The 13982-nt window shown below is 70.9% G+C and carries 8 protein-coding genes; 3 read left to right on the forward strand and 5 right to left on the reverse strand.

All coding sequences use genetic code 11. The features are described 5' to 3' along the window. Positions 1-44 precede the first annotated feature (44 nt). Positions 45-1190, forward strand: a complete 1146-nt coding sequence (gene alc, locus EDD93_RS17225; RefSeq protein WP_123527829.1) for an allantoicase — start codon at positions 45-47, stop codon at positions 1188-1190. An 88-nt stretch (positions 1191-1278) separates the two neighbouring features. Here the strand turns inward: alc and pepN (EDD93_RS17230) are convergent, their stop codons facing one another. Beyond that, complete coding sequence (pepN, locus tag EDD93_RS17230) at positions 1279-3855, reverse strand: aminopeptidase N (protein WP_123525979.1); 2577 nt, start codon at positions 3853-3855, stop codon at positions 1279-1281. A 113-nt stretch (positions 3856-3968) separates the two neighbouring features. Between pepN (EDD93_RS17230) and EDD93_RS17235 the strand changes: the two genes are divergently transcribed. Next, positions 3969-4490: a DUF1203 domain-containing protein gene (locus tag EDD93_RS17235; RefSeq protein WP_123525980.1), complete on the forward strand. Its 522-nt coding sequence runs from the start codon at positions 3969-3971 to the stop codon at positions 4488-4490. 53 nt (positions 4491-4543) lie between these two features. Here the strand turns inward: EDD93_RS17235 and EDD93_RS17240 are convergent, their stop codons facing one another. From EDD93_RS17240 to pepN (EDD93_RS17255), 4 genes are all read right to left on the reverse strand, one after another. Next, positions 4544-5572, reverse strand: a complete 1029-nt coding sequence (locus EDD93_RS17240) for an aspartate-semialdehyde dehydrogenase (protein ID WP_123525981.1) — start codon at positions 5570-5572, stop codon at positions 4544-4546. A gap of 165 nt (positions 5573-5737) precedes the next feature. Further along, positions 5738-9049, reverse strand: a complete 3312-nt coding sequence (locus EDD93_RS17245; protein WP_185092350.1) for a S8 family serine peptidase — start codon at positions 9047-9049, stop codon at positions 5738-5740. Positions 9050-9225: 176 nt separating this feature from the next. After that, positions 9226-10293, reverse strand: coding sequence for a hypothetical protein (locus EDD93_RS17250; protein WP_123525982.1), 1068 nt, complete (start codon positions 10291-10293; stop codon positions 9226-9228). A gap of 286 nt (positions 10294-10579) precedes the next feature. Further along, positions 10580-13177 carry an aminopeptidase N gene (pepN, locus tag EDD93_RS17255; RefSeq protein WP_123527831.1) on the reverse strand — a complete coding sequence of 866 codons (2598 nt, stop codon included), beginning with the start codon at positions 13175-13177 and terminating at the stop codon, positions 10580-10582. Positions 13178-13311: 134 nt separating this feature from the next. On the opposite strand from pepN (EDD93_RS17255), the gene EDD93_RS17260 reads away from it, so the two are divergent. After that, positions 13312-13962: a DsbA family protein gene (locus tag EDD93_RS17260; RefSeq protein WP_123525983.1), complete on the forward strand. Its 651-nt coding sequence runs from the start codon at positions 13312-13314 to the stop codon at positions 13960-13962. Positions 13963-13982: the final 20 nt, after the last annotated feature.

A 13982-nucleotide genomic window follows, 5' to 3' on the forward strand; every position in this document is an offset into this window, starting at 1 on the left:
ACTTTCGATGGACCTGATCGATGGGTCTGTTGGACAGTGGGTACATGACCTTCGACGCGAGCGAGACCCCCGCCCTGGACAACGACCCCCACGCCAATGACGCGGCCCCCTACGGCGGTGGTGACCCGTACGCCGACTACCTCACCACCGACCTGCCCTTCACCGAGCTCGTCGACCTCGCGGACCGGCGCCTCGGCGCGGGCGTGATCGCCGCCAATGACGAGTTCTTCGCCCAGCGCGAGAACCTCCTGCTCAGGGAGCGCGCGGTCTTCGACCCCGAGCACTTCGGCCACAAGGGCAAGATCATGGACGGCTGGGAGACCCGCCGCCGCCGCGGCGCGGACGCGGCCCACCCCTTCCCCGCCCCCGGCGAGCACGACTGGGCCCTGATCCGGCTCGGCGCCCCCGGCATCATCCGCGGCCTCGTCATCGACACCGCCCACTTCCGGGGCAACTACCCGCAGCGCGTCTCGGTCCAGGCGACATCGGTACCCGGCTCGCCCAGCCCCGAAGCCCTCCTCGCGGACGACGTCAAGTGGGACGAGATCGTCCCGCCGACCCCCGTACGCGGCCACGCCGCCAACGGCTTCGAGATCACCGGCGACCGCCGTTACACCCACATCCGCCTCTGCCAGCACCCCGACGGCGGCATCGCCCGCCTGCGCGTGCACGGCGAGGTCGTCCCCGACCCGTCCTGGCTCGCGGCGCTCGGCACCTTCGACCTGATCTCGGTCCTGAACGGCGGCAGCTACGAGGACGCCTCCGACCGCTTCTACTCCTCGCCGACCCAGATCATCCTGCCCGGCACCTCCCGCAAGATGGACGACGGCTGGGAGAACCGCCGCCGCCGGGTCCGCGACACCAACGACTGGGTGCGCTTCCGGCTGCCCGCCCAGGGCGCCGTCCGCGCGGTCGAGATCGACACCGCCTACCTCAAGGGCAACGCGGCCGGCTGGATCGCCCTCCAGGGCCGCAACGGCGAGACGGGCGAGTGGTTCGAGATCATCCCCCGCACCCGCCTCCAGCCCGACACCCTGCACCGCTTCCCGCTCCGCGCCCAGGCCGTGGTCACCCACGTCCGGCTCGACGCCTTCCCCGACGGCGGCGTCGCGCGGATGCGCCTGCACGGCTCGCTGACCGAGTCCGGAGCGGCCGCCCTGGCCGCCCGCTACGAGGAGTCGGGCGCGTAACACCGCTCCGGCAGAACATGCTCCCGCCCGGCGGACGGCTGCGCTTCTGCGCCTGCCCGCCGGGCGGTTTCCATGTGGTGCGCGAGGGTCAGGCGGTCGCCGCCGCCGCGTCCGCCGCACGGGCCCGCAGCGCCCGCTCCACACCCGAACGGGACTCCGACATCAGTCGGCGCAGGGCCGCGCTCGGCTCCGCCGAGGCCAGCCAGGCGTCCGTGGCGTCCAGGGTCTCCTGCGAGACCTGGAGCGCCGGGTACAGACCGATGGCGACCTGCTGGGCCATCTCGTGGCTGCGCGAGTCCCACACGTCCTTCACCGCGGCGAAGAACCGCTCCGTGTAAGGCGCCAGCAGCTCGTGCTGGTCGGTCTGGACGAACCCGCCGATGACCGCCTCCTGGAGCGAGTTCGGCAGCTTGTCGGACTCGACGACCGAGGCCCATGCCTCCGCCTTCGCCTCCTCGGAGGGACGCGCCGCACGCGCCGCAGCCGCGTGGCGCTCGCCCGCCGCCGTCCGGTCGCGCTCGTACTCGGCGGCGATCTCGTCCTCGTCCAGCAGCCCCGTGGCGGCCATCCGCTGCACGAAGGCCCAGCGCAGCTCGGTGTCGACGGCCAGGCCCTCGATCGCCTCGCTGCCGTCGAGCAGCGACCGCAGCAGGTCGAGCTGCTGCGGGTTGCGCGCCGTGGCCGCGAACGCACGCGCCCAGGCCAGCTGGTGGTCACTGCCCGGCTCCGCCGCGCGCAGGTGCGCGAGCGTCGCCTCGGTCCACTGCGTAAGGCCCGCCTCGCGCCACTCGGGCGCCGAGTACAGGTCCAGCGCCATCTTCACCTGGCGGTGCAGCGACTGGACGACGCCGATGTCCGACTCCTTGCCGACCCCGGACAGGACGAGCGAGAGGTAGTCCCGGGTGGCCAGCTCGCCGTCGCGCGTCATGTCCCAGGCGGAGGCCCAGCACAGGGCGCGCGGGAGCGACTCGGCGAAGTCGCCCAGGTGCTCCGTGACGACCCGCAGCGACTCCTCGTCGAGACGGACCTTCGCGTACGACAGGTCGTCGTCGTTGAGCAGCACCACGGCGGGACGCGCGGTCCCGGCCGGGAACGGCACGACGGTGCGCTCGCCGTCGACGTCCAGCTCGATCCGGTCCGTACGGACCAGCTTGCCGCTCTCGTCGAGGTCGTAGCAGCCGATCGCGATCCGGTGCGGCCGCAGCGTCGGCTCGCCCTTCGCCCCGGCGGGCAGCGCGGGCGCCTCCTGGAGCACGGCGAACGAGGTGACCCTGCCCTCGCCGTCCGTCTCGATCTCCGGGCGCAGGATGTTGATGCCGGCCGTCTCCAGCCATGCCTTCGACCAGGTCTTCAGATCGCGGCCGGAGGTCTCCTCCAGCGCGCCCAGCAGGTCGGAGAGCCGGGTGTTGCCGAAGGCGTGCGCCTTGAAGTAGGCCTGGACACCCTTGAAGAACTCGTCCATGCCGACGTACGCCACCAGCTGCTTCAGGACCGAGGCGCCCTTGGCGTACGTGATGCCGTCGAAGTTGACCAGGACGTCGTCCAGGTCACTGATGTCGGCCATGATCGGGTGCGTCGAGGGCAGCTGGTCCTGCCGGTACGCCCACGTCTTCATGGAGTTGGCGAACGTGGTCCAGGAGTGCGGCCACTGCGAGCCCTCGGCGTACGACAGGCAGGCGATCGAGGTGTAGGTGGCGAACGACTCGTTCAGCCACAGGTCGTTCCACCACTCCATGGTCACGAGGTCGCCGAACCACATGTGGGCCAGCTCGTGCAGGATCGTCTCGGCCCGCGTCTCGTACGCCGCGTCCGTCACCTTGGAACGGAACACGTACTGGTCACGGATGGTGACCGCGCCCGCGTTCTCCATCGCGCCCGCGTTGAACTCCGGGACGAACAGCTGGTCGTACTTGGCGAAGGGGTACGCGTAGTCGAACTTCTCCTGGAACCACTCGAAGCCCAGCCGGGTCACGTCGAAGATCGCGTCCGCGTCGAGGTACTCGGCGAGCGACGGGCGGCAGTAGATGCCCAGCGGGACGGACTGGCCGTCCTTCTCGTAGCTGCTGTGCACCGAGTGGTACGGGCCGGCGATCAGCGCGGTGATGTACGTGGAGATGCGCGGCGTCGGCTCGAAGGACCAGACGTCGTCCGCGGGCTCCGGCGTCGGAGAGTTGGAGATGACGGTCCAGCCGGAGGGGGCCTTCACGGTGAACCGGAAGGTCGCCTTCAGATCGGGCTGCTCGAAGCTCGCGAAGACGCGGCGCGCGTCCGGCACCTCGAACTGGGTGTAGAGGTACGCCTGCTGGTCGACCGGGTCGACGAACCGGTGGAGGCCCTCGCCCGTGTTGGTGTACGAGCAGTCCGCGACGACCTTCAACTCGTTGGAGCCCGCCGCCAGGTGCGGCAGGGTGATGCGCGAATCGCGGAACACCGCCGCGACGTCCAGGGTCTTGCCGTTCAGCTCGACCTCGTGCACGGCCGGGGCTACCAGATCGATGAAGGTCTGCGCCCCCGCCTCGGCGGAGTCGAAGCGCACGGTGGTGACGGACCGGTAGGTCCCGCCCTCCTGCGCTCCGGAGAGGTCGAGATCGATCTCGTACGCGTCCACGGTCAGCAGGCGCGCCCGCTCCTGTGCCTCTTCGCGGGTCAGATTCGTGCCAGGCACGCGGTCATCTCCTTGATGTGTGATGTTTCCGGTCATCCTTCCACGTGACCCGTACCCAACGCGATGTCCGTTTTCCGCCGGACCGTGCAGGTGGGGCGGGCCACTCTCGTCGTATGACGAGCTACGAGGCACGCGCGATCGACGGGGCCGCGCTCAGGGAACTCCGGGAGACCGACGACGCGGGACGCCCCTGCGTCCCGTACACCGCCACGGACGCGGGCAGCCCGCTGCGCTGCTGCCTGCGGGGCAACGAGACGGGGGAGCGGATCGCCCTCGTCTCCTACGCGCCGCTGCGCCGCTGGGCGGCGGCGGCCTGGGCGAGGCCCGGGGCGTACGACGAGCAGGGCCCCGTCTTCATCCACGCCGAGGAGTGCGAGGGCCCGGACACCGGCCGCCCCGGCTACCCGTTCTCGCGGGCGGGGGCGCTGCGCACCGTGCGGCGGTACGACGGGGACGGGCACATCGTGGGCGGCCGGCTGCTGGAGATCCCGGCGGACGAGGAGCGGGGCTTCGACGAGGCCATCGCGGAGGCCTTCGCGGACCCGGAGGTGGCGCTGGTGCACGTGCGGGCCGTGGAGTACGGCTGCTGGCACTTCGAGGTCCGCCGCCCGGATTCAAGCCCCTGCGGCGATTGAGGAGCGGGGGTCCGGGGACGGAGCCCCCGGACCCCCGCGGAGGCTGAGCGCGCTCAGCCCTTCAGCTCCGCCGCGACCAGCTCCGCGATCTGCACCGCGTTCAGCGCCGCGCCCTTGCGCAGGTTGTCGTTGGAGACGAACAGCGCGAGACCGTGCTCCACGGTCTCGTCGGCCCGGATCCGCCCGACGAAGGACGCGTCCTGCCCGGCGGCCTGCAGCGGGGTGGGGATCTCCGAGATCTCGACGCCCGGGGCGGCCCCGAGCAGCTCGTAGGCGCGCTCGACGCCGATCGGCCGCGCGAAGCGGGCGTTGACCTGGAGCGAGTGGCCGGAGAAGACCGGGACCCGGACACAGGTGCCGGACACCTTCAGCTCCGGGATCTCCAGGATCTTGCGGGACTCGTTGCGGAGCTTCTGCTCCTCGTCCGTCTCGAAGGAGCCGTCGTCGACGATGGCGCCGGCCAGCGGCAGCACGTTGAAGGCGATCGGACGCTTGTAGATGTCCGGCTCGGGGAAGTCGACGGCGCCGCCGTCGTGGGTGAGCTTGTCGGCGTCGGCGACGACCTTGGAGACCTGGCCGTGCAGCTCGGCCACGCCCGCCAGCCCGGAGCCGGACACGGCCTGGTACGTGGCGACGGTCAGCGCTTCCAGGCCGGCCTCGTCGTGCAGCGGGCGCAGCACCGGCATGGCGGCCATCGTGGTGCAGTTCGGGTTGGCGATGATGCCCTTGGGGCGGTCCGCGATCGCGTGCGGGTTGACCTCGGAGACGACCAGCGGGACCTGGGGGTCCTTGCGCCAGGCGGAGGAGTTGTCGATCACGACGGCGCCCTGTGCGGCGACCTTCTCGGCGAGCGCCTTCGAGGTCGCGCCACCGGCCGAGAACAGCACGATGTCCAGGCCGGTGTAGTCGGCGGTGGAGGCGTCCTCGACGGTGATGCTGCGGCCCTCCCACTCGATCGTGGAGCCCGCGGAGCGCGGGGAGGCGAACAGCCGCAGCTCGTCGGCCGGGAACTTCCGCTCGGCCAGGATCCTGCGCATGACTGTGCCGACCTGACCGGTGGCGCCGACGATTCCGACCTTCACAGGAACTCCTTCAAGCGTACGAACGGCACGGTTGCCGCTCCATGATGCGTATGTCCACGGCTTCCTTGTCCAATCCATTGTCCGGGGGGCGGACAGGGTGCGCACAGCGCAGTGGGGCGGGCGCCCGGTGAGCGCCCGCCCCACTGTCGTACGGATCACATGTGGTTACGGCGTGACCTTCTCGATCACGACGCTGCCGGTGCCCGCGGCGGTGCCCCGCGCGTTCACCAGCTGGACCTCACCGAAGAACTGCCGGCCCTCGGGAGCCGCTCCGGCGACCGCGACCTCGGCGCTGACCTGTGCCGACGCGCCGGCGGCCAGGTTCACGGCCTTCGACTCGTCGACGTTGATCGCGCCGAGCGACGGCGAGTAGTACACGTCGCGGTAGTCGTACTCGGTCGTGCCGGCCGGGACGTCGTAGCCCTGGATGACGACCTGGTACGTGCCCGCGGCGGGCTTCACCAGACTGACGGCCTCCTCGGAGCCGGCCGTGGTGGAGGCACCCACCTGGGCTGCGCCCTTGTAGACGTACAGGTCGAGGTCGGCGTTGGCGTCCGAGGTGTTCCCGATGGCGACGTCGAGCTTCTCGACGCCCTCACCGATGGTGACCTCCTTGACGTACTCGCCGCCCGTGGAGATCGACGGACGCTCGACGTCGGCCGAGCCCAGCGAGCCGCCCTTGAGCTTGCCCTCCAGGGTCCCCGCGTTGTTGGTGACGGTCCAGTCCACCTTGGCCGGGGTGCCGATCTTCGCCTCGGGGATGGTCTGCACCGCCGGGTCGAAGGTGGCGCCGAGCAGCGAGACATCCAGCTTGTACGGGTTGTCCAGCAGCGGCGACGTACGCCGGGCCTCGACCTCGATCTCCCAGACACCGGCCTGCGGGTCGGCGTACGAGCGCACGTCGGGGCGGCAGGTGTTGGCCGGGTTGTCGTAGTTCGGGTAGCAGAACGGCGTCCCGCTGTCCTCCACCGCGACCCCGTACGGGTGGATGGAGATGAAGCGGGTCTGGCTGCCCGAGCGCAGGGCGCTCATCGCGACCTCAAGGGTCTTGGCGCCCTCCGGCACGTTCACGAAGTACGACGTGGTGCCGTTGCGCTGCACCGAGCCGGACGCCTTGTACGCGTAGCCGGGCTTCACCAGGTCCTTGGCGACGACGACCGTGGCCAGGATCTGCTGGTCGACACCGGAGGTCTTCGCGTCGTCGACCTGGAGGATCGCGCTGTGCACGCCCGCGCTGCCCGGCTTCGCCTGGACCTTGACCGTCACCGGCTTGCCGAGGGGCAGCGAGACGGTCTTGGGACCGGTCAGCGAGAAGGTGCCGTCGTTGTACTTCCAGGACAGCTTGTGCTCGACCTTCTTGTCCGGGCCCGTGGTGCGGGTGACCGTGACGTCGTACGACTTCTTCTGGCCGGCCTTGAGGCCGCCCTCGCGGTCGTACAGGCCGGTGCCGAAGCCCGGGGTCTTCAGCGCGAAGTCGATCGCGGTGTCGACGGGGGCCTTGACCGTGTACTCGTGCGCCGGGGCGCCCTGCTTCTTGATCTGCTTCCAGGCGTCGACGATGTTGATCAGACCGGCACCCTGGGCGTGCGCGGGCACTCCCTTGATCTGGGTGGCGGTGCTGGTCAGCGCGGTGCGCAGGTCGGCCGGGGGCAGCTCGATGTGCTTCTGCTTCGCGGCGGACAGCAGCAGCGCGGTCGCGCCGGCGGCCTGCGGTGAGGCCATCGACGTGCCCTGGAGCATGGAGTAGCCGGCCGGGAGGGAGTAGCCCGACTCCTTGACCGGCGAACCGGGCAGCCAGGTCTGCGTCGAGTTGATCGACGCGCCGGGCGCCGTCAGCGTCGGCGTGAAGCCGCCGTCCTCGCGCGGACCGCGCGAGGAGAAGGGCAGCATGTCGTACTTCCTGGTGACGTTGGAGCCGTAGTTCGCGGCCCAGGTCTCCTTGGAGATGGAGGCGCCGACCGAGATGACGTGGTCGGCGAGGCCGGGGTCACCGATGGTGTTGACGCCCGGACCGTCGTTGCCTGCCGAGATGACCAGCTGGACGCCGTAGATGTCGATGAGCCGCTTGTACAGCTCCGAGCGGGCGTTGTTGCCGTCGTTGAGCGGCGGCAGGCCGCCGATCGACATGTTGACGACGTCGACGCCCCGGTTCACGACGAGGTCGATCATGCCCTCGGTGAGCGCGATGTTGGTGCAGCCGCCGGACCAGGTGCAGGCACGCGAGGAGACGATCTTCGCTCCCGGCGCGGCACCGTTCATCTTGCCGCCGAACAGGCCGTTCGCGGCGGTGATGCCCGCGACGTGCGTGCCGTGCTCGGACTCGATGACGCCGATGGAGACGTAGTCGGAGGTGTCGCCGGCGGCGTTGTAGACGACGCCCTTGCGGTTCTCCACGACGAACGGGATGCGCTCGACGACGTCGGTGCGCGGGTCGTCCTTGCCGAAGTAGGAGACCTGGTGCTTCTCCTTGTAGGGCTTCATGGCGGTGTCGTCGCGGAAGTCCGCGTTGTTGTTCAGGTCGACCCGGGTGGCGCCGGTGACCGGGTCGTACAGCACGGCCCACACGTCGGTGGTGTCGCCGTCGCGGTTCAGGTCGCCCGCCATGTCGCCGCCCTTGGTGGCGGCCTCGGCGAACAGGCTGATCCTGTACGAGCCCTCGGGCGCAGAGTAGGTGCGGCCCTTGTACGTGAACGTCGGGCCGGACACGGCGTCCGTCATCCGCAGCCAGGTGCCGTCGTCGTCACTGACCGGGTCGGTGGCCGTCACCCAGTCGGTGATCTTGCGCTCACCGGTGCTGGTCTTCTGGAGCGCGGGGTGACCGAGGTCGACACCCGCGTCCAGGACGCCGATGGTGACGCCTCGGCCGTCGGCCTTCGGGTTCTGCTTGACGAAGTCGACCGCACCCGTCTCGAACGAGGGGTTGTACGGGTTCTTCGCCGGGGTCTTCCTGCCCGGCGCCGCGTAGCTGCCCGTCGACTTCGCCTTGGCCTTGCTGCCGGTCGCCCGGTCGGCCGCGGGGGTCGGGTCGTCCAGCATGATCTCCTGCTTGAGATCGATGCCGTGGACGGAGGTCAGCTTCGACGCCGCCTTGATGGTGGCCTCGGCGCTCGCGGTCGGCACGGTCGCCCGTACGTAGCCGAGCCTGTCGTACGCACGCCCCAGCACGGAGCCCTTGACGGCGCCCAGTTGCTTGCTGACCTGCTCGGTCGCACCGGGTGCGGTGGCGACCATCATCGTGACGTTCTTCTCGCCCTTGGCCCGCGCCTGGGCGAGCACATCGGCGTCGGCCGTGCCGAGCTTGTCCGCCGAGGCGTCGCCGGTGGCGGCCTTGACGGGGGCGTTGGCCGGGTCGTCGGCGGCGAAGACGGGGGCGACGCCGGTGGCGGCCAGTGCGGCCACCAGGCCGGCGGCGGCCGCGACTCGGGCCACGCGTCTCGCTCCGGGTATGTAACCGGGGGATTCGGAGGTCATCAGCATCCCTGTATGTGAAAGAGAGAGTCCGGAAATCGGTACCGGATGACCGCTCACCCTTTCGTAAATGACAGGGGTTTGTGGAGAGTTGGGGTGGGTGAGTTGTGTACATGGCGGAATTCCGCCACTGGTGCCGATGCGTCACCCGGGACGAAAAGGTGGATACGTGACTGCTGGGGCGCTCACCTGGGCAGAACCATCACGTACGCGGCCGGCTCCCGCGCGGCCGCCGCCATCAGCGCCGTCCGCACCACGACCGCCTGCTGTTCCAGCGCGTCGCGCAGCTTGCGCGGGGAGAGGTGGACGACGGTGACGCCCAGCCGCTCCAGCTGCTCGCGCCGGGTGGCGTACGCGGACCACTCCGCCTCGTGCTCCTCCTGCCGGCGGTCGTCGTCGAGCCGGCTGTGGCGCGGGGCTCTGGTGTCCAGTTCGAGCGCGACCGCCGCCTCGGGCCAGTAGGCGTCGACCCCGCCCAGGTGCGGTCCGCCGGGCAGCCGCAGGTCCACGTTCCACAGTGGTTCCGGCAGCCCGTGCGCGCGCACCAGGTCGTACAGCCGGTCCTCCGCCAGCGCCCGGCCCTCGGCCAGCAGCGAGTCCACCGCGTCCGCCACCTGGGGGCGGCCCAGGACCTTGGCCCGGTTCAGCTCACCGACCACGACGGCCGGTTCGCAGTGGCCGTCGCGGACCGCCTCGGTGAGCAGCCGGCGCACGGCGAAGGCGTCGGTGAGCCCGGTGACGGCGTCGGCCAGCGCGCGGGCCACCGGCGCCACCGGCAGCCCGTCCAGCACCTCGGCCTCCGGCAGCTCGGGCGTCCGCACCAGGTGCGCGTACCGGACCGACCGCAGCCGGCGGACCCGCGGCACCAGTACGTCGATCCGGTCCAGCGAGACGGCGGGCGGCGCGGCGGCGAAGCCGTGCAGCGCGAGTGCGGCCAGCCCGGTGACCATCGCCTCGCCGTACGCGGGGTCGGCGCCGCCGGTCCGCGCCGGAGTCGTCCGCCGCCCCGAGACGGGCGGGCGTCCCGCGTGCAGCAGGGCGGACCGCAGCCGCTCCCGGCCGCTGAGCGGTCCCGGGTGCAGCACATAGACACCGGGCAGCGGCTGCTGCCACGGACCACCGGGCCGGCACTGGCCGGCGGCCTGTGCGGCGGAGACGCCCCGGGCCTTCAACTGGGCGGCGGAAAATACGCGTTGCCGTACATCGGAGGTGATGCGGAGGTGGCAGGGAGGGAGCGGGGTGTTCTGGGTCATGCTCCGGGGTATCCCGCGCGCAGCCGGGCCCGTAACCCCTGTTACAAGTCCGTCGACATACCAGGACAACGCCGTCCTAAAGTACGGATGTTCGACTGCCGAAAAGGCCCGTCCCGCCGGGGATTGTGAACGCTCCGGGGGGAGCGCACCGGCGCCGCCGAGCGCCTGGCGCGCACGTCGCGTCCGGCCCGCACCCGGCGGGCCCCGGCCCGTGCGGCGTTCCAGGACGGAGCCCTCGCCGGGGTGCCGGGCACCCCGGCGAGGGCCTCATGCAGGGCGGACCGGCTCAGACGGCTCCGCCGTCGCACGCCTGCGCACGCAGACCCCGGTCGAGGTCGTCGCGGGCCTCCAGCACCAGCCGCCGCAGCGCGGGCGCCGCGTCCGCGTGCGCGGAGAGCCACGCGTCCGCCGCCGCCAGCGTGGACGCGTCGCCCTGGAGCGCCGGGAACAGGCCCTTGACCACGGCCATCCCGATCTGGATCGACCGCTCGGCCCACACCCGCTCGATCGCCTCGAAGTACTTGGCGCCGTACGGCTCCAGCAACTCCCGCTGGGAGGACTGCGCGAAGCCCAGGATGGTGGCCTCCACCAGCGCGTTGGACAGCGTGTCCGACTCCACGACGCCCGCCCAGGCCTGCGCCTTGACCGCGGCCGAAGGACGCGAGGCCAGGCAGCGCACCTGGTGGCGCTTGCCGGACGCGGTGTCGTCGCGGGCCAGCTCGGCGCCGATCACCGACTCGTCGGCCAGACCGTGCGAGGCCAGCGGGGACAGGAACGCCCACCGCAGTTCCTGGTCGACGTCGAGCCCGTCGATCCGGGCCGTGCCGTCGAGCAGCCCCGACAGCAGCTGGAAGTCCGCGTCCGAGGCGGCGACCGCCGCGAAGAACCGGGCCCAGGCCAGCTGGTGCTCGCTGCCCGGAGCCGCGAGCCGCAGCTCGCGCAGCGCGCCCTCGGCGAGCGCCCTGCCGCCCTCCTCGCGCCAGTCCGGCGCCGCGTAGTGCACCAGGGCGGTCCGGGTCCAGGCGTGCAGCATCTGCAGGACGCCGATGTCCGTCTCGCGGCCGGAGAAGTCCAGCACCAGCGAGACGAAGTCGCGGGCCGGCATCAGCGCGTCCCGGGTCAGGTTCCACAGCGCGGACCAGCACAGCGCCCGTGCGAGCGGGTCCGTGATGTCACCGAGGTGCGAACGCAGCGTGGTCAGCGACACCTCGTCGAAGCGGACCTTGCAGTACGTCAGGTCGTCATCGTTGACCAGGACCAGCTCGGGCCGCTCGGCCCCGGCCAGCTCCCCGATCACCGTGCGCGGCCCCGCCACGTCCGCCTCGGCCCGTGCGTAACGCACCAGGGCGCCTTCCGCGTCGCGCCGGTACAGGCCGACCGCGACCCGGTGCGGGCGCAGCTCCGGGTGCGATTCGGCCGCCTCCTGGAGGACCGCGAGTTCGGTGATCCGGTCCGCCGCGTCGTACGTCACCAGCGGGGTCAGCGAGTTGACGCCCGCCGTCTGCAGCCAGGAGCGGGACCAGCCGGTCATGTCCCGCCCGGAGGTCTCGGCCAGCACCGACAGCAGGTCGCCCAGCTGGGTGTTGCCGTACGCGTGCTTCTTGAAGTAGCGCCGGGCACCCTCCAGGAACGCGTCCCGTCCCACGTACGCCACCAGCTGCTTGAGCACCGAGGCGCCCTTGGCGTAGGTGATGCCGTCGAAGTTGAGCTTGGCGTCCTCCAGGTCACGGATGTCGGCCGTGATCGGGTGGGTGGACGGCAGCTGGTCGGCGCGGTAGGCCCAGGACTTGCGGTTGTTGGCGAAGGTGATCCAGCCGTCCTCGAACCGGGTCGACTCCACCATGGCGAAGACGCCCATGAAGTCCGCGAACGACTCCTTGAGCCACAGGTCGTCCCACCACTGCATGGTGACGAGGTCCCCGAACCACATGTGCGCCATCTCGTGCAGGATGACGTTGGCCCGGCCCTCGTACGACGCCCGCGTCACCTTCCCGCGGAAGATGTACTCCTCGCGGAACGTGACACAGCCCGGGTTCTCCATCGCGCCGAGGTTGTACTCGGGCACGAACGCCTGGTCGTACTTCCCGAACGGGTACGGGTAGTCGAAGTTGTCGTGGAAGAAGTCCAGGCCCTGCTTGGTGATCAGGAAGACGTCGTCGGCGTCGAAGTGCCGGGCGAGCCCCTTGCGGCACAGCGCGCCGAGCGGGATCTCCAGCTTCGTGCCGTCGTCGAAGGTACGGCTGTAGGAGTCGGTCACGTAGTGGTACGGACCGGCCACGACCGCCGTGATGTACGTGGAGATCGGCTTCGTCTCGGCGAACCGCCAGACCCCGCCGTCCCGGGACTCCTCGGCCCCGTTGCTCCACACCGTCCACGCCTCGGGCGCCGTCACCCGGAAGCGGAAGGGAGCCTTCAGGTCGGGCTGCTCGAAGTTGGCGAAGACCCGCCGCGAGTCCGCCGGCTCGTACTGCGTGTAGAGGTAGACCTCGCCGTCCTCCGGGTCGACGAAGCGGTGCATGCCCTCACCGGTGCGGCTGTACGCGCACTGCGCGTCCACCACCAGGACGTGCTCGCCCTCCGCCAGATCCGCCAGCGTCACCCGCGTCCCGTCGAAGACGGCCGCCGGGTCCAGCACCGTGCCGTCCAGCGTCACCGCGTTCACGGCCGGGGCGATCAGATCGGCGAAGGTCGACGCACCGGCGCGCGCCGTGCGGAACCGGATCGTGGTCACCGAGCGGAACGTCCGGGGGCCGGAGTCCGGGCCGCCGTCCCCGCCGGGCTCACCGATGGCGGAGCGGACGTCGAGCTCGACGTCGTAACCGTCGACGGTCATCAGCTCGGCCCGCTCGCGGGCCTCGTCGCGGGACAGGTTTTCACCGGGCACGATCACACTCCTTTGTGTCACGTTCGAATACTTTGATCCTCCCACGCCGCTTCCCGGCCGGGCGTGCGGGAATGGCCGGAGCGTCCCGGGGCGTTCTCGCGCACAGATGGAGATCGGTCCGCCTGAGGAGAGACATGTCTGAGAACAGCACGGCAACCCGCAAGATCCCCGCCGATTTCTGGTTCGACCCGCTCTGCCCCTGGGCCTGGATGACCTCCCGCTGGATGCTGGAGGTGGAGAAGGTCCGCGACGTCGAGGTCCGCTGGCACGTGATGAGCCTGGCCGTACTCAACGAGGACCGGCTGGACGAGCTGCCCGACGAGTACCGCGACCTCCTGGAGAACAAGGCCTGGGGCCCGGTCCGGGTGGTGATCGCCGCTCGGCAGAAGCACGGCGACGACATCGTCGGCCCGCTCTACACCGCGCTCGGCACCCGCTTCCACAACCGGGGCGAGGGGCCGACCCGCGAGGCGATCGTGGGCGCTCTGGAGGACGTCGGCCTGCCCGCCGAGCTCGCTGACCACGCGGACTCCGACGAGTACGACACGGAGCTGCGCGCCTCCCACAAGAAGGGCATCGACATGGTCGGCCAAGACGTCGGCACGCCCGTCATCGCCGTGCCCGGCGCGGACGGCGAGCAGATCGCCTTCTTCGGCCCCGTCGTGACCCCCGCCCCGAAGGGCGAGGACGCGGCGAAGCTGTGGGACGGCACCCTGCTCGTCGCCTCGATCCCCGGCTTCTACGAGATCAAGCGGACCCGGACCGCCGGGCCCGACTTCTCCTGAGCCCGAGGTGCGGGCCCCGT

The sequence above is a fragment of the Streptomyces sp. 840.1 genome, assembly GCF_003751445.1.
Taxonomy (GTDB): domain Bacteria; phylum Actinomycetota; class Actinomycetes; order Streptomycetales; family Streptomycetaceae; genus Streptomyces.

Bases quoted from the DNA above. Each gene is read 5' to 3' on its own strand.
- alc (WP_123527829.1), top strand. From the start codon at position 45: ATGACCTTCGACGCGAGCGAGACCCCCGCCCTGGACAACGACCCCCAC.
- EDD93_RS17235 (WP_123525980.1), top strand. From the start codon at position 3,969: ATGACGAGCTACGAGGCACGCGCGATCGACGGGGCCGCGCTCAGGGAA.
- EDD93_RS17245 (WP_185092350.1), bottom strand. From the start codon at position 9,049: ATGCTGATGACCTCCGAATCCCCCGGTTACATACCCGGAGCGAGACGC.
- EDD93_RS17250 (WP_123525982.1), bottom strand. From the start codon at position 10,293: ATGACCCAGAACACCCCGCTCCCTCCCTGCCACCTCCGCATCACCTCC.
- EDD93_RS17260 (WP_123525983.1), top strand. From the start codon at position 13,312: ATGTCTGAGAACAGCACGGCAACCCGCAAGATCCCCGCCGATTTCTGG.